The organism is Brevundimonas sp. UBA7507 (assembly GCF_002478355.1).
Lineage (GTDB): Bacteria > Pseudomonadota > Alphaproteobacteria > Caulobacterales > Caulobacteraceae > Brevundimonas > Brevundimonas diminuta_D.
Window position 1 is genome coordinate 597,242 of the sequence record NZ_DLNP01000013.1, and the last position, 13,754, is coordinate 610,995.

Sequence of the window (13,754 nt, forward strand, 5' to 3'; positions counted from 1 at the left end):
CCCGCCTCAGCCCTTGTTCTTGTTGAAGAAGCTCAGAATGATGAAGGCCAGACCGATCATGCCGGGGATCGCAGCGCCCCCGACGATGGGATAGAAGGCGTCGAAGTCGGCGAAGCTGACCGCATAGCCCAACAGGGCGATGCCGATCGCGACCGACAGCAGGATCACGCCCGCCCGCAGATCGCGCGCGGCCGTCGGGACCGCCTTCGCATTGTCCTTGCTGATGGCTTCGATCACTTCCGGCGGAAGGGACTGCCCCTTCTCGATGGAGGCTCGCAACGTGGCCTGCATCTCGCGCCGTTCGCGGCTCTTCAGCCACGACGGCACAAGAACGATGGCCGCGATCATAGCAAAGAATGTCAGCGGAATGAGGACTTCGTCCATGAGTTTGACCCCTGTTCGGCCGAGCCTGATGCGGCGGCCTTCTGATCACAAGAGGCGGCGATGATCGCCTACGGATGCAGTTGCGCGCATGAACTCTTCGTAATGCGTCACCACAGCGTGACTCGACACGCCCGAAACGGCGTTCAACGCTGTCGCCGATCTCTTCGGAGCGGCGCATGACCATCACCTATCGCATCGTCCAGCACGACGGCGGCTGGGCCTACCAACTGGGCGACAGCTATTCCGAGACCTTCCCCAGCCACGCGGCGGCGCTGGCGGCGGCTACGGCCGCGGCGCGCGAACAGCGCGTGCCGGACCGCACGTTCTGGATCGAATATGAAGACGCGTCGGGCCAGTGGGTCACCGAGCGCGCCGACGGCCACGACCGCCCGACCACCGCCGTCGAGGACTGAGCCTCAGCCCTTCAGGGCGGCGGCGTAGACGTCCGGCTTGAAGCCCAACAGGGTGCGCCCGTCGCCCAGGTCCAGCACCGGCCGCTTGATCATAGACGGCTGGGCCAGCATCAGGTCCACCGCCTTGGCGGCGTTGATGTCGGCCTTGTCGGCGTCCGACAGCTTGCGGAAGGTCGTGCCCGCCCCGTTCAGCACCTTCTCCCAGCCATGCTCGGCGACCCAGCGCTCCACATCGGCGCGGTTCGCCCCTGCGGCCTTGTAGTCATGGAAGTCATAGGCGACGCCGTTCTGATCCAGCCAGACGCGCGCCTTCTTCATCGTGTCGCAGGCCTTGATGCCATACAGGGTGCGGGTCATGGGCGAACTCCAAGCGTGACGAACAGCCGGGGTCTGGCATCGAAGCGCGGAGGGGTCAATTTACCTGTCGCATGAAGAAATCTTCACTCGACGGACCAACGCTCGCTTGAAAGAGTCACGTTATCAAACGGAGGCGAAGATGAAGCGTTCAGCAGCCTTAACGACCCTGGTGCTCATATCAGCCTGCTCCGAGCCCCGCCATGAAGTCAGCGCAAAGGTGACGACGCCTGTTGAGGCAGGCAAGATCGCAGGCGTCCAGCAATCTGTTGAAGCTCGCGCCGAAGTCCCCGCAGAGGCGGCAGAGGCCGTTGAAGCCCATATTCGAGCGCAGGAGGCAGAAGCTCGGAAAACCAAGAGCCCCTAAAGCACCCCCAGCACCGTCTCGACCGGCCGACCGATCGCCGCGCCTTTGGGCGTCTCGACGATCGGGCGTTCAACCAGGACCGGGCTCTCGATCATCGCGGCCAGGACCCTCGCGTCATCCGCGTCGGCGGCCAACAGCTCGGCGGCCTTCGCCTCCTTCTTGCGAAGCAGGCCCTTCAGCCCCCCGCCCGTCTCGCGCGCCAGGCGGTTCAGGGTCTCGGCGTCCCAGCCGGTCTTCAGATACTCGACCACCGTCGGCTCGATCCCGCGTTCGCGCAGCAGCTCCAGCGCCTTGCGCGACGTCGAGCATTTCAGGTTGTGGTAAAGGGTGACGGTCATGGTCAGGCTCCTGTCTGCGTCCTCACCTAGGCCTTGAGGCCGTCTTGCGCCAGCTTCCCCGCCCCGCGCAGGCCGCCGATGTGCAGCAGCAGGCACAGCACCATGCCGGCCCCCGCCACGCCGACGCTCCAGCCCGGCAGCCCCGGCGCGGCCGGCGACGCCCCGACCATCAGGCTGACCGACATCGCGCTCAGTTCATAAAGCGCCCAGGCCAGGCCGAAGACCGGCAGGATGCGGTTGGGCCGGCGCCACTGCACCAGGCCCAGCACGGCGGCCACGGCCGAGAAAACCACCGCGAAACCCGTCGTCGCCCCGCGGAACTCCGCCTGTTCGGGCGCGCTCAGGAACCAGACCAGCCCGGCCTGCATCAGGCCCACGCCCGCCCAGATCCAGAAGGCCCAGGCGCTGCCGCGCGCCAGCGCCCTCGCCGTCTCGGTCGAATCGACCGGGGCGAACGGTTGGGGCGGTGCGATCCGTCGGTTCATGCGCGACTCCCTGACTGAGGCGGAGAAACTATCCCGCTCAAGGCCGAAATCCCAAGTGCGTGAGAGAGATATCGCCCCACCTTCACCTTTGGCGCCCGCCCGTCTAGGGTCGCCGCCATGCGGATCGAACCTCAAGATCAGGCCGTGCTCGATCACGTCGCGGCCCGTAGCGACGCCATAGTTCAGCGCGCCGTCGACTGGTCCAACATCAACTCAGGCAGCCGCCACGCCGAAGGCCTGGCGCGGATTCTCGACGTTCTGGACGCCACGGCGCGCGCCGCTTTCGACGCAGCCACGGTCGAGCGCGTGCCGACGCAAGGCTCCACCACCGTCGCCGACAGCGGCGCGGTCATCGCCGAGAGCTACGCCGACTGCCTGAAGATCGTCGCCCGGCCCGAAGCCCCGCTTCAGGTCGTGCTGACCGGCCATTACGACACCGTCTTTCCCGCCGACAGCGCTTTCCAGACCGTCGTTGCGCGCGCCGACGGCGCCCTGAACGGCCCCGGCATCGCCGACATGAAGGGCGGGATCAGCGTCATGCTGGCCGCGCTGGAAGCCTTCGAGACGCACCCCGACAAGGCCCGCGTCGGCTGGACCGTGCTGCTGTCTCCCGATGAAGAGATCGGCTCGCCCGCCTCGGCGCCCCTGCTGGCGGAACTGGGCGCGCGCGGCCACGTCGGCCTGACCTATGAGCCCGCCCTTTCCGACGGAACCCTGGCGAGCGAGCGCAAGGGCAGCGGCAACTTCCACCTGATCGTCACCGGCAAGGCCGCCCACGCGGGCCGCGCCTTCCACGAGGGCGCCAATGCCGTCGCGGGCGCCGCCATCATCGCCGCCCGCCTGCACGGCCTGAACGGCCAGCGCGAGGACGTCACCGTCAATGTGGCCAAGATCGCAGGCGGCGGCCCCCTCAACGTCGTGGCCGACAACGCCGTGGTCCGCTTCAACGTCCGCGTGCCGGACGCCCAGAGCGCGACCTGGATCGATGAAACGGTGCGCGCCCTCGCCGCCGAGCCGCCCTTCCCCGGCCTGACGCTGGACCTGCACGGCGGCATGACCCGCGCGCCCAAGCCTATGGACGCCAGCCAGACCGCCCTGTTCCACGCCGTGCGCGACGCGGGCGACCTGCTGGGCCAGACCATCGCCTGGAAGCCGTCCGGCGGCGTCTGCGAGGGCAACAACCTGCACGCCGCAGGCCTGCCCAACGTCGACACCCTGGGCGTCGTCGGCGGCGATATCCACTCGGACCAGGAGTTCGCCTGGCCCGCCAGCTTCGTCGAACGGGCGCAGCTGTCGGCCCTGATCCTGTGCAAGATCGCCTCGGGCGAGATCGACGCCCTCAAACTGAAACAGCTCCGACTGGAGACGATGTAACCGCATGCTCGTTGTTCGCCCCGCCGGCCCCGCCGACCTTCACCACCTGCTCGAACTGGCCATCCTGTCCGGCCCCGGCTTCACCAGCCTGCCGGAGGACGCTGACGTCCTCAGCGAACGCCTGGAGCTGAGCAAGGCCAGCTTCGAGGGCAAGATCGCGCCGGAAGAGGCTTGGTACACCCTGATGCTGGAAGACGGCGACACAGGCGACATCGACGGCGTCGGCTCGGTCAAGGCGACCGTGGGGCTGAAGCGGCCCTTCTTCAGCTTCCGCGTTGTGAACAACACCGTCCAGTCGCCGTCGCTGAACGTAAAGCTGAACCACCAGACCCTGGTGCTGGTGAACGAGTGCACCGGCTGGACCGAGGTCGGCTCCCTGTTTCTGAAAGCCGACCGTCGCAAGGGCGGCGCAGGGCGTCTGCTCAGCCAGTCGCGCTATATGCTGATCGGGGCCCAGCCGGATCTGTTCGCCGACAACGTGCTGGCCGAACTGCGCGGCGTCTTCACGCCCGACGGCTACTGCCCTTTCTGGGACCATGTGGCGCACAAGTTCTTCCCCATGGACTTCGACGACGCCGACCGCATGAGCGGCTCGACCGACAAGCAGTTCATCCTCGACCTGGCCCCGCGCCACCCCATCTACATCGACCTGCTGCCCGAACCCGCGCGCGCCGTGATCGGCAAGGTCCACCCGCAGGGCGTGCCCGCCATGGCCCTGCTGGAATCCGAAGGCTTCCGCCCCAACGGCCTGGTCGACATCTTCGATGCCGGTCCGACGGTGGCCTGCGGCCGCGACAACATCCGCACCGTCCGCGACGCCCGCGTCCTGACCGCCCGCATCGAGAAAGAGGTCGAGGTCGAACTGCCCAGCCTAGTCTCGACCGACAGCGTCTCGGCCTTCCGCGCCGTGCGCGCCCGCGTCCTGGTGGACGGCGAAACCGTTCACATGACCCCCGACGTCGCCGCCGCCCTGAAGATCAAAGACGGCGCCACGGTGCGGGTGAAGTCGTGATTCTCGGGATTTCCCGCTCATCCCGGCGGACGCCGGGACCCAGTGAGAGCCCCGGGCACCACGCCTGCCGATTTGACATAGCCCTTCGTCCCGCCGCTCAGATGCGGCCAAAGTACTGGGTCCCGGCGTCCGCCGGGATGAGCGGATACTGATATGACCCACTTCATCTCCACCAACCCCGCCACCGGCGAAACCGTCTGGGAAGGCGAAGCCGCCTCCGCCACCCAGGTCGCCTCCGCCGTCGAGGCCGCCCGCGCCGCCTTCCCCGACTGGGCCGACCGCCCGCGTCAGGACCGCATCGACGCGGTGAAACGCTATCAGGCCGTCCTGAAAGAGCGCGCCCCCGAAATGGCCGAGGCCATCAGTCGCGAGACTGGCAAGGCCCTGTGGGAAACCAAGACCGAACTGGCCTCGATGGCGGGCAAGGTCGACATCTCGATCCGCGCCTATGACGAACGCACCGGCGAGCGCAGCAGCGAAACCGCCTTCGGCCGCGCCGTCCTGCGGCACCGCCCGCATGGCGTCTCGGCGGTGCTCGGCCCGTTCAACTTCCCCGGCCACCTCCCCAACGGCCACATCGTCCCGGCCCTGCTGGCGGGCGACACGGTCGTGTTCAAGCCCTCCGAGGAAACGCCCCTGACCGGCCAGCTGATGGCCGAATGCCTGGACGCCGCCGACCTGCCCAAGGGCGTGTTCAACATGGTGCAGGGCGGGCGCGACACCGGCGCGGCCCTGCTGGACCAGCCCATCGACGCCCTGATGTTCACTGGCTCGGGCGCGGCAGGCGCACACTTCCGTCGCAAGTTCGCCGATGATCCCCACGTCATTCTGGCGCTGGAACTGGGCGGCAACAACCCGCTGGTCGTCTGGGACGCCGCCGACGCCGAGGCTGTCGCAGGCATTGTGGTCCAGTCCGCCTTCGTCACCACCGGCCAGCGCTGCTCGTGCGCGCGCCGCCTGATCGTGCCGGAAGGCGCCCAGGGCGACGCCATCGTCCAAGCGGTGGCGGCCCTGTCCGACCGTTTGAACTTCGCCCCGTGGGACAGCGATCCCGAGCCCTACGCCGGACCACTGATCTCCGAGAAGGCGGCGACTGCTGCGCTGGCCGCCCTGCAACAGCGCATCGACGCGGGCGCGCGCGTGATCCGCGCCTCCGGTCCGGTCGACAACCTTCCGGGCGCCTTCGTGAAGCCTGCGATCATCGACGTCACCGGCGTCGCGGTCGAGGACGAAGAGATGTTCGCCCCCTTCCTGCAGGTGCTGCGCGTCCCCACCTTTGACGCCGCCATCGCCGCCGCCAACGCCACCAAATACGGCCTGTCGGCAGGCCTGGTCAGCGACGATGCGAAGAACTGGGACCGCTTCATCAACCGCATCCGCGCGGGCGTGGTGAACTTCAACCGTCCGACCACGGGCGCGGCAGGCGACATGCCCTTCGGCGGCCTGGGCGCCTCCGGCAACCACCGCCCCAGCGCCTACTACGCCGCCGACTACTGCGCCTATCCGGTCGCCAGCTTCGAGGCGGGATCGGTCAAGAACATCGAAAACGAGATCAAGGGCTTGCGCGCATGACTTCCGCTGTCGAAGCCAATGCCGACGGCCTGATCGGGCCGACCCACTCCTACGCCGGTCTGTCGCCGGGCAATCTGGCGTCCAGCCTGAACAAGGGCGAGGCGTCGAACCCGCGCGCGGCCGTGCTGCAGGGCCTCGACAAGATGAAGACCCTGGCCGACCTGGGCCTGCCCCAGTTCGTCCTGCCCCCGCATGAGCGGCCGAACATCCCCTTCCTGCGCGACCTCGGCTTCTCGGGCTCCGACGCCCAGGTGCTGGAACGCGCATGGAAGGACGCCCCCTCCTTCGCCGCCGCCGCCTGTTCGGCTTCGCCCATGTGGGCCGCCAACGCCGCCACGGTGACGCCCAGCGCCGACGCCGCCGACGGCCGCGTCCACTTCACCCCCGCCAACCTGATCACCAATCTACACCGCAGTCTGGAGCATGATCAGACGAAGCGCGCGCTGGACGCCCTCTTCCCCGACGCCAGCCGCTTCGCCGTCCACGACGCCCTGCCCTCGGTCGCCCATCTGGCGGACGAAGGGGCGGCCAACCACGTCCGCCTGTGCCGCGATCACGGCGAGGCGGGCGTCAATCTGATGGTCTGGGGCCGCGAGGCCTGGGAGCATTGGGACGGTCCCTATCCCGCCCGCCAGACGCGCGAGGCGTCCGAAGCGATCATGCGCCGCCACGAAGCGTCCGGCGCCGTCCTGGCGCGTCAGGGCAAGGCCGCCATCGCCGGCGGCACCTTCCACAACGACGTGGTCTGCGTCGGGGCGCTGGACACCCTCTTCTTCCATGAGCTGGCCTTCGAAGACACGGAAGCGACCAAGGCCGCCATCCGCGCCGCCGCCGACGGTTTCCAGCCGCAGTTCGTCGAGGTCTCGGCCGTCGACCTGCCGCTGGCCGACGCCATCAGCTCCTATCTGTTCAACTCCATGCTGATCCGCGTTCCGGGCCAGGACCGCCTGACCCTGATCTGCCCGACCGAGACGCGCGACAACCCGCGCAGCCATGCGGTCGCGCAAAACCTCGCCGCCTCCAACGGCCCGATCGGCCATGTCGAATACGTCGACGTGCGCCAGTCGATGCGCAACGGCGGCGGCCCGGCCTGTCTCCGTCTCAGGGTCGTCCTGACCGAGGCCGAGCTGGCGGCGACCAATCCGGCCATGCGCCTGACCGACGCCCTGCACGCCCGCCTGTCCGACTGGGGCCGCCGCTGGTATCGCGACAGCCTGACCGCGCGAGACCTGGCCGACCCCGCCCTGCTGGACGAGACGCGCGGCGCGCTGGACGCGCTGACGCAGATCCTGAACCTCGGCGGCGGCTTCTATCCGTTCCAGCGGATCTGACGTGTCGCGCCCTCGCAATCCTTGGCTGATCGCAGGCGGCGTCCTGAGCCTTCTGGCCGCCGCCCTCCACCTTGTGGTGATCGGCATAGGGCCGGAAGGCTATCGCTTCTTCGGCGCGGGCGAAGAGATAACCCGCATGGCCGAGGCGGGGCACTGGTATCCGCCCCTTATCACGACGGGGATAGCGACAGTCCTGACGGTCTGGGCCGCCTACGCCTTCTCCGGCGCGGGCGTCCTTCCCCGGCTTCCGCTGCTGAGGACCGGGCTGATCCTTATCAGCCTCATCTATCTGGCGCGCGGCCTGGTGCTGATCCCCGCCATGATCTTGAACCCCCAGGGTCCGGCCGGGATCATGCCCTTCATCTGGTGGAGTTCGCTGATCGTCCTCGTCTATGGCCTCGCCTACGCCATCGGAACCTGGACCGCCTGGCCGCGGTTGGGCCGCTAGACAGGACCATCGGCCGCAGCCCTCGTCACGCTGCGGTCAAGCCGCCGTCATCGGACCGTAATGCACCGCTCGTAAGCACGGGGCATGATCGCTTCACGCCGCGCCTTCATGGCCTCCGCCGCCGCCCTCGCCCTGTCGGGCTACGCCAAACGCGCCCAAGCCATGGCCGCCGAACCGGGCGGCTTCGTCGACGGCCCCTCGCGCAACGAGGTGTTCGGCTACGGCCCGATGAAGGCCGACCCCTACGGCCTGCTGGACCTGCCCGAAGGCTTCTCCTACCGCGTCGTGTCCCAGGCGGGCGAGACCATGGCCGACGGCCTGCTGACCCCCGACAAGTTCGACGGCATGGGCTGTTTCGGGCTGGACGAGGACCGGGTGATCCTGGTCCGCAACCACGAGGTCAATCCGCTGGAGTTCAACGCCAGCGCCTGGGGCGCCAACCACCGTCTGGTCGGCGACCTGGACCGCGCCCGCGTCTACGGCGTCTACCCCGATACGGACGGCGCGGTCGCCCCGCTGGGCGGCGGCACGACCACCGTCGTCTACAACCTCAAGACCGGCCGCACCGAGCGCCAGCACCTCAGCCTGGGCGGCACGGCGGTCAACTGCGCCGGGGGCGTCACCCCCTGGGGCTCGTGGCTGAGCTGCGAAGAGATCGTCGCCGGGACCAAGGACGGCCTGCCCCAGGACCACGGCTGGGTGTTCGAGGTGCCGTCGCGCGCGACCGGCCTGGTCGATCCGACCCCGATCCGCGCCATGGGCCGCTTCAAGCACGAGGCCGCCTGCATCGATCCGCGCACCGGCGTCGTCTACATGACCGAGGACACGGCCGAGAGCCTCTTCTACCGCTACCTGCCGACCGACCCGCGCCGCCTGCACGCCGGCGGCCGCCTTCAGGCCCTGGCCCTGGTCGATCAGGCGCGCGGCGACACCCGCAACTGGAACGACGTCCTGTGGCGCCAGGGCCAGCGCCTGGCCGTGCGCTGGGTCGATCTGGATCACGTCGAAAGCCCCGACGGCGACCTGTCCCTGCGCGGCCACGCCTCGGGCGCGGCCCTGTTCGCGCGCGGCGAAGGCGTCCATTGGGCGGGAGATCACCTCTATTTCACCTGCACCTCGGGCGGCGTCGGCCGTCACGGTCAGATCATGCGGTACGTCCCCAGCCCGCGCGAGGGCCAGTCGGACGAGGCCGGCCAGCCGGGCATGCTGGAGCTGTTCGTCGAGGCGGGCGACCGCGCCGTGCTGGACTATGTCGACAACATCGCCATCGCCCCGAACGGCCACGTCATCGGCTGCGAGGACAAGCAGGTCGGAACTCAACACGTGAAGGGCGTCACCCCCGACGGCCGCGTCTACGCCATCGCCCGCAACGCCATGCGCCACGACGCCGACGAGTCGAACACCGAGTTCGCGGGCGTCTGCTGGGCCCCGAACGGCCGGACCATGTTCGTGAACCTGTATTCCCCCGGCATGACGCTGGCCGTCACCGGCCCGTGGGAGCGGTTCAGGGTCTGAGGGCCCCCATTCCGTCACCCTCGGGCTTGTCCCGAGGGCCCAGGTTCAGCTCACGCTCCCGAGCACGGAGTCTAATCGCCGCGCCTAACCGCTAACCGTAGCGGGTGAGGCCCCGATGGGCCCTCGGGACAGGCCCAAGGGTGACGGACAGAGGGCTGTCAGCGCATCCTCCCCCTCCAAGCGCAGGCAATTTCCGGCGTCGGCGCGCGTAGACCTGCGCTTTCACACCGTCGCCTGCGCCCATGCGATGATCCCTCCCCCGCGCCGCCGCAGAGGAGAGATTCAGACGATTCAGACGAATTGGACTCTGTTTTTCTCCCTCCCCTTCATGGGGAGGGAAAAGGCGCGCCGCCTATGCGGCGAACCGCCCGCCCTTGGCGGCGTAGGCCTGGGTGCCGTGCGTGAACACCTTGTCGGCCGGCAGCACGGCCTCGATCGGCAGAGCCTCGGCGCCTTGCAGACGGTCGTAGATCGGGCCGAAGTCCTGAAGCGTCTCACGCTTCAGCTGTTCGATGCTGTCGATGACGAAATAGACCTGCTGGAAGTCGTCGATCCGATAGAGGGTCTTCATCACCCGCTCCAGGTCGAAGCCCAGACGGTTCGGCGAAGGGTCTTCCAGGCTGAAGACGCTCTCAGTGGCCGAAGAGACGATGCCCGCGCCATAGATGCGAAGGCCGCCCGCCTCCTGCATCAGGCCGAACTCGACCGTGTACCAGTACAGGCGCGCCAGGTTCGGCAGCATCCCCAGCGACGCCGCCCGCTGCCCGCCCTTGCCGTAGGCCTCCATATAGGCGGCGAAGTCGGGGTCGGTCAGCATCGGCACATGGCCGAACACATCGTGGAAGATGTCCGGTTCCTGCAGGTAGTCCAGTTGGTCCGGCTTGCGGATGAACTGGCCCGAGACGAAGCGGCGGTTGGCCAGGTGGTCGAAGAAGACCTCGTCCGGCACCAGCCCCGGCACGCAGACCACGGTCCAGCCGGTCAGGGCCTGAAGCTTGGGGTTGATGATCTCGAAGTCGGGAATGCCGCCCGCGTTCAGGTCCAGCGCGTCCAGGCCGCGCATGAAGGCCTCGCTGGCGCGGCCCGGCAGTATCTTCATCTGCCGCTCGTACAGGGTGTTCCAGGTCTGGTGTTCGACCTCGGTATAGGCCGACCAGTTCTGAGGAATGGTCCAGTCGGCGGCGGCGCCTTCCGGCGGCTGCTCGAAAACGTGCTCGAAGTCGGACATGGGGACGCTCCTCACGGCTCTGATGGCCTTTCGGGGCAGATTAGCGCGCGTTTTCGTCCACGTCACGCACGGCTGTTGCAGCGCTTTCGTGGCGCGGCGCGGCGCAAAGGAAAACGGGCCGGAGGTTTCCCTCCGACCCGCTTCGCTTTGAAAGCTGTCTCTGGATATCCAGAGGCCAGATCCGAAATCTTACTTGATTTCGACCTTGGCGCCGGCTTCTTCCAGCTTCTTCTTCAGCTCTTCAGCGGTCTGCTTCGAGACGTTCTCGACGACCGGCTGCGGAGCGCCTTCGACCAGGTCCTTGGCTTCCTTCAGACCCAGGTCGGTGCGGACGCCGCGGACTTCCTTGATGACGTTGATCTTCTTGTCGCCGCCGTCAACCAGGACAACGGTGAACTCGGTTTGCTCTTCGCCAGCCGGAGCGGCTTCAGCAGCGCCGGCGACGGCGGCGACGGCGACCGGAGCGGCGGCCGAAACGCCCCACTTCTCTTCCAGCAGCTTCGACAGTTCAGCGGCTTCCAGGACGGTCAGAGCCGACAGTTCTTCAACGATTTTGGCGAGATCAGCCATTTTAGTCTTCCTTCGGTAGGATGAGGTTCAGAGAGATATGCAGAGATGACGGGGCTTAGGCGGCGTCTTTGGTCGCGTACGCGTTGAAGACGCGCGCCAGTTGGCCGGCCGGCGCCTGCAGGACGCCAGCAACCTTGGTCGCCGGGGCTTGCAGCAGGCCGATGAGCTTGCCGCGCAGTTGGTCCAGCGACGGCAGCTTGGACAGGGCCTCGACGCCCTTGGCGTCCAGAACCTTGTCGCCCATGAAACCGCCCTGGATGACGAACTTGTCGTTGCCCTTGGCGAATTCGGCCGTGACCTTGGCGGCGGTGACGGGATCGGCGGCGTATGCGATGCCCACGGGGCCCTTGAACAGGCTGTGGTACTCGCTGCCTTCCTCGACGCCCAGCGCCTTGAGCGCCAGACGGTTCTTCACCACCTTGAACGCGCCGCCTTCTTTACGAAGACGACCACGCAGGTCTTCCATCTCCACAACGGTCAGACCCAGGTTGTGGGTCACGACCACGGCGCCCGCGTCGGCGAACACGCTCTTCAGCGATTCGATCGACTCGGCTTTTTGTGCGCGGTCCATTGTGGTCTCCAGTTTTGGTATTCGCCGCCGGGCTTATTCCCGACGACGGATTTGGCTTAAGCGCCATGCATCGCTGCACAGCGTTCAGGCCGGTCTTATTGTCCGAAGGAAGCGTGGCCCGCCCGCCGGATGCCGGCAGGCAAAAGGTCTTTGCATCCCCATCTCCCCACGGCGCCAGAGGGCTCTCTGGACGTTTACGACGCAGGCGACCCCCGCATCCCGAAGTTCTCGGACAGGCGTCGTCAGAACCGAGGCCCTGACGAGATGCGGGCTCTATACACGGCCCGGCGGGAAAATCAACGCTTTGAGGGCGCGCTCAGGCAGCGGGGGCCGAAACGCCCTACTCTGCTCCGCGCCCCGGATCGAAATCGCGGATCAATTCAGCCAGTTCGTCCTCGTCCACCACTGCGGCGGCGTCTTCGGTGGACATCCAGCGACGTTCGCGCTGGGCGTCCTCGGGCCAGGCGCCCAGCTGGATGAAGACCTCCAGCGGATAGACGCTCGCTATGGTGGCCTGGACCCGCCCCGACTTCAGCCGCTTGCCGTACCGGAACCAGCCGATCGGCGCGCCCATGACGTCCCCCTGAACGCCTGCCTCTTCATAGGCCTCGATCACGGCGGCCTCGGCGTCGGTCTTGCCCGCCATGCGGTTGCCCTTGGGGATGACCCAGCGCCGCGTCTCGCGCGAGGTGATCATCATGATCTCCACGCCGTTCGAGCCATGCCGCCAAGGCAAGGCCGCGATCTGGCGCGTTTCCGAAGACAAGGTACGGGGCTTGCTGGACATCAGGTCAGGAACAGCCCGCCCAGGGCGTAGAACAGCGCGCCGATGGCGGCGGCGGCGGGCATGGTGATGAACCAGGCGGTGACGATGCTGCGCGCCACGCTCCAGCGTACGGCCGAGACGCGCTTGGCCGCGCCCACGCCGACGATGGCGCCGGTGATGGTGTGGGTGGTCGACACCGGAATGCCCATGCTGGTCGCCGCGAACAGGGTGATGGCCCCGCCCGTCTCAGCGCAGAAACCCTGCTGGGGGCTAAGCCGCGTAATGCGCGATCCCATGGTGTGAACGATCTTCCAGCCGCCGAACAGGGTGCCCAGGGCGATGGCCGCCTGACAGGTGATGACCACCCAGAAGGGCACATGGAACTCGCCGCCCAGCAGGCCGCGCGAATAAAGCAGGATGGCGATGATCCCCATCGTCTTCTGGGCGTCGTTGCCCCCGTGACCCAGGGAATAGGCCGAGGCCGACACGAACTGCAAACCCCGGAAGATGCGATCGGCGAAGTTGGGATTGGCCTTGGCGAACAGCCAGGACACGATCAGCACCAGCAGCAGGGCCAGCAGGAAGCCGATGGCCGGCGACATGAAGATGGCGCCCACCGTCTTCAGCACCCCGGCGACGACCACGGCGCTGGTCCCCGCCTTGGCGATGCCCGCTCCCAGCAGGCCGCCGATCAGGGCGTGCGAGCTGGACGACGGAATCCCGCCCAGCCAGGTGATGACGTTCCAGCTGATGGCCCCCATCAGGGCGCCGAAGATCACCTGGTCCGAGATCACGTCCGGCGAAATGATGCCGCGCCCGATGGTGTCGGCGACGTGCAGACCGAAGAACAGGAAGGCGATAAAGTTGAAGAAGGCCGCCCACCCCACCGCATAGATCGGCGGCAGGACGCGCGTGGCGACGATGGTGGCGATCGAGTTGGCCGCATCGTGCAGGCCGTTCAGGAAGTCGAACAGCAGAGCGACGCCGATCAGGAAGACCAGGATCAGGAGGGCGTGATCCATGGTG

The 13,754-nt window shown here is 67.6% G+C and carries 17 protein-coding genes; 8 read left to right on the plus strand and 9 right to left on the minus strand.

Features of this window, described 5'->3' with window-relative positions; translation table 11 throughout:
• Window positions 1-6: 6 nt before the first annotated feature.
• A complete protein-coding gene (locus tag B3D50_RS10410; RefSeq protein ID WP_088409930.1) occupies window positions 7-384 on the minus strand; it encodes a DUF6249 domain-containing protein in 378 nt (125 codons plus the stop codon).
• A 176-nt stretch (window positions 385-560) separates the two neighbouring features.
• Here B3D50_RS10410 and B3D50_RS10415 point away from each other — a divergent pair, with 176 nt between their 5' ends.
• Window positions 561-797, plus strand: a complete 237-nt coding sequence (locus B3D50_RS10415) for a DUF2188 domain-containing protein (protein WP_003165466.1) — start codon at window positions 561-563, stop codon at window positions 795-797.
• Window positions 798-800: 3 nt separating this feature from the next.
• Here the strand turns inward: B3D50_RS10415 and B3D50_RS10420 are convergent, their stop codons facing one another.
• Window positions 801-1,154, minus strand: a complete 354-nt coding sequence (locus B3D50_RS10420; protein ID WP_286951099.1) for an ArsC family reductase — start codon at window positions 1,152-1,154, stop codon at window positions 801-803.
• Between the two features lie 139 nt (window positions 1,155-1,293).
• Between B3D50_RS10420 and B3D50_RS10425 the strand changes: the two genes are divergently transcribed.
• Window positions 1,294-1,518: a hypothetical protein gene (locus B3D50_RS10425; protein WP_286951101.1), complete on the plus strand. Its 225-nt coding sequence runs from the start codon at window positions 1,294-1,296 to the stop codon at window positions 1,516-1,518.
• Here B3D50_RS10425 and B3D50_RS10430 read toward each other — a convergent pair.
• Both B3D50_RS10430 and B3D50_RS10435 read right to left on the minus strand, forming a co-directional pair.
• Window positions 1,515-1,856 carry an ArsC/Spx/MgsR family protein gene (locus tag B3D50_RS10430; RefSeq protein WP_286951102.1) on the minus strand — a complete coding sequence of 114 codons (342 nt, stop codon included), beginning with the start codon at window positions 1,854-1,856 and terminating at the stop codon, window positions 1,515-1,517. The genes B3D50_RS10425 and B3D50_RS10430 overlap by 4 nt on opposite strands.
• A 26-nt stretch (window positions 1,857-1,882) precedes the next feature.
• Entirely contained in the window at window positions 1,883-2,341 is a 459-nt protein-coding gene (locus tag B3D50_RS10435) for a hypothetical protein (protein WP_003165469.1), read from the minus strand.
• Between the two features lie 117 nt (window positions 2,342-2,458).
• On the opposite strand from B3D50_RS10435, the gene B3D50_RS10440 reads away from it, so the two are divergent.
• The 6 genes from B3D50_RS10440 to B3D50_RS10465 all read left to right on the plus strand — a co-directional run bounded on the left by B3D50_RS10440 (window position 2,459) and on the right by B3D50_RS10465 (window position 9,593).
• Window positions 2,459-3,715, plus strand: coding sequence for a hydrolase (locus B3D50_RS10440; RefSeq protein ID WP_286951103.1), 1,257 nt, complete (start codon window positions 2,459-2,461; stop codon window positions 3,713-3,715).
• Between the two features lie 4 nt (window positions 3,716-3,719).
• Entirely contained in the window at window positions 3,720-4,727 is a 1,008-nt protein-coding gene (locus tag B3D50_RS10445; protein WP_286951104.1) for an arginine N-succinyltransferase, read from the plus strand.
• A 153-nt stretch (window positions 4,728-4,880) separates the two neighbouring features.
• Window positions 4,881-6,299 (plus strand): succinylglutamate-semialdehyde dehydrogenase, encoded by a 1,419-nt coding sequence (astD, locus tag B3D50_RS10450; protein WP_286951105.1) that lies wholly within the window; start codon window positions 4,881-4,883, stop codon window positions 6,297-6,299.
• Entirely contained in the window at window positions 6,296-7,630 is a 1,335-nt protein-coding gene (astB, locus tag B3D50_RS10455) for an N-succinylarginine dihydrolase (RefSeq protein ID WP_286951106.1), read from the plus strand. The genes astD and astB overlap by 4 nt, the downstream gene beginning before the upstream one ends.
• A gap of 1 nt (window position 7,631) precedes the next feature.
• Window positions 7,632-8,078, plus strand: a complete 447-nt coding sequence (locus B3D50_RS10460; RefSeq protein ID WP_286951107.1) for a hypothetical protein — start codon at window positions 7,632-7,634, stop codon at window positions 8,076-8,078.
• Window positions 8,079-8,162: 84 nt separating this feature from the next.
• Window positions 8,163-9,593, plus strand: a complete 1,431-nt coding sequence (locus B3D50_RS10465) for an alkaline phosphatase PhoX (RefSeq protein WP_286951108.1) — start codon at window positions 8,163-8,165, stop codon at window positions 9,591-9,593.
• 352 nt (window positions 9,594-9,945) lie between these two features.
• Here the strand turns inward: B3D50_RS10465 and phhA are convergent, their stop codons facing one another.
• The 5 genes from phhA to B3D50_RS10490 all read right to left on the minus strand — a co-directional run bounded on the left by phhA (window position 9,946) and on the right by B3D50_RS10490 (window position 13,750).
• Entirely contained in the window at window positions 9,946-10,821 is an 876-nt protein-coding gene (phhA, locus tag B3D50_RS10470; protein ID WP_286951110.1) for a phenylalanine 4-monooxygenase, read from the minus strand.
• 189 nt (window positions 10,822-11,010) lie between these two features.
• The gene (gene rplL, locus B3D50_RS10475; RefSeq protein ID WP_003165478.1) at window positions 11,011-11,391 is read right to left on the minus strand and encodes a 50S ribosomal protein L7/L12; all 381 of its coding nucleotides are present in this window, start codon (window positions 11,389-11,391) and stop codon (window positions 11,011-11,013) included.
• A gap of 55 nt (window positions 11,392-11,446) precedes the next feature.
• On the minus strand, window positions 11,447-11,962 hold the full coding sequence (gene rplJ, locus B3D50_RS10480; RefSeq protein WP_003165479.1) for a 50S ribosomal protein L10: 516 nt from the start codon (window positions 11,960-11,962) through the stop codon (window positions 11,447-11,449).
• 340 nt (window positions 11,963-12,302) lie between these two features.
• Window positions 12,303-12,749, minus strand: coding sequence for an NUDIX hydrolase (locus B3D50_RS10485; RefSeq protein ID WP_286951111.1), 447 nt, complete (start codon window positions 12,747-12,749; stop codon window positions 12,303-12,305).
• Window positions 12,749-13,750, minus strand: coding sequence for an inorganic phosphate transporter (locus B3D50_RS10490; protein ID WP_286951113.1), 1,002 nt, complete (start codon window positions 13,748-13,750; stop codon window positions 12,749-12,751). The genes B3D50_RS10485 and B3D50_RS10490 overlap by 1 nt, the downstream gene beginning before the upstream one ends.
• Window positions 13,751-13,754: the final 4 nt, after the last annotated feature.

Bases quoted from the DNA above. Each gene is read 5' to 3' on its own strand.
- B3D50_RS10410 (WP_088409930.1), bottom strand. From the start codon at position 384: ATGGACGAAGTCCTCATTCCGCTGACATTCTTTGCTATGATCGCGGCC.
- B3D50_RS10415 (WP_003165466.1), top strand. From the start codon at position 561: ATGACCATCACCTATCGCATCGTCCAGCACGACGGCGGCTGGGCCTAC.
- B3D50_RS10420 (WP_286951099.1), bottom strand. From the start codon at position 1,154: ATGACCCGCACCCTGTATGGCATCAAGGCCTGCGACACGATGAAGAAG.
- B3D50_RS10425 (WP_286951101.1), top strand. From the start codon at position 1,294: ATGAAGCGTTCAGCAGCCTTAACGACCCTGGTGCTCATATCAGCCTGC.
- B3D50_RS10430 (WP_286951102.1), bottom strand. From the start codon at position 1,856: ATGACCGTCACCCTTTACCACAACCTGAAATGCTCGACGTCGCGCAAG.
- B3D50_RS10435 (WP_003165469.1), bottom strand. From the start codon at position 2,341: ATGAACCGACGGATCGCACCGCCCCAACCGTTCGCCCCGGTCGATTCG.
- B3D50_RS10440 (WP_286951103.1), top strand. From the start codon at position 2,459: ATGCGGATCGAACCTCAAGATCAGGCCGTGCTCGATCACGTCGCGGCC.
- B3D50_RS10445 (WP_286951104.1), top strand. From the start codon at position 3,720: ATGCTCGTTGTTCGCCCCGCCGGCCCCGCCGACCTTCACCACCTGCTC.
- astD (WP_286951105.1), top strand. From the start codon at position 4,881: ATGACCCACTTCATCTCCACCAACCCCGCCACCGGCGAAACCGTCTGG.
- astB (WP_286951106.1), top strand. From the start codon at position 6,296: ATGACTTCCGCTGTCGAAGCCAATGCCGACGGCCTGATCGGGCCGACC.
- B3D50_RS10465 (WP_286951108.1), top strand. From the start codon at position 8,163: ATGATCGCTTCACGCCGCGCCTTCATGGCCTCCGCCGCCGCCCTCGCC.
- phhA (WP_286951110.1), bottom strand. From the start codon at position 10,821: ATGTCCGACTTCGAGCACGTTTTCGAGCAGCCGCCGGAAGGCGCCGCC.
- rplL (WP_003165478.1), bottom strand. From the start codon at position 11,391: ATGGCTGATCTCGCCAAAATCGTTGAAGAACTGTCGGCTCTGACCGTC.
- rplJ (WP_003165479.1), bottom strand. From the start codon at position 11,962: ATGGACCGCGCACAAAAAGCCGAGTCGATCGAATCGCTGAAGAGCGTG.
- B3D50_RS10485 (WP_286951111.1), bottom strand. From the start codon at position 12,749: ATGTCCAGCAAGCCCCGTACCTTGTCTTCGGAAACGCGCCAGATCGCG.
- B3D50_RS10490 (WP_286951113.1), bottom strand. From the start codon at position 13,750: ATGGATCACGCCCTCCTGATCCTGGTCTTCCTGATCGGCGTCGCTCTG.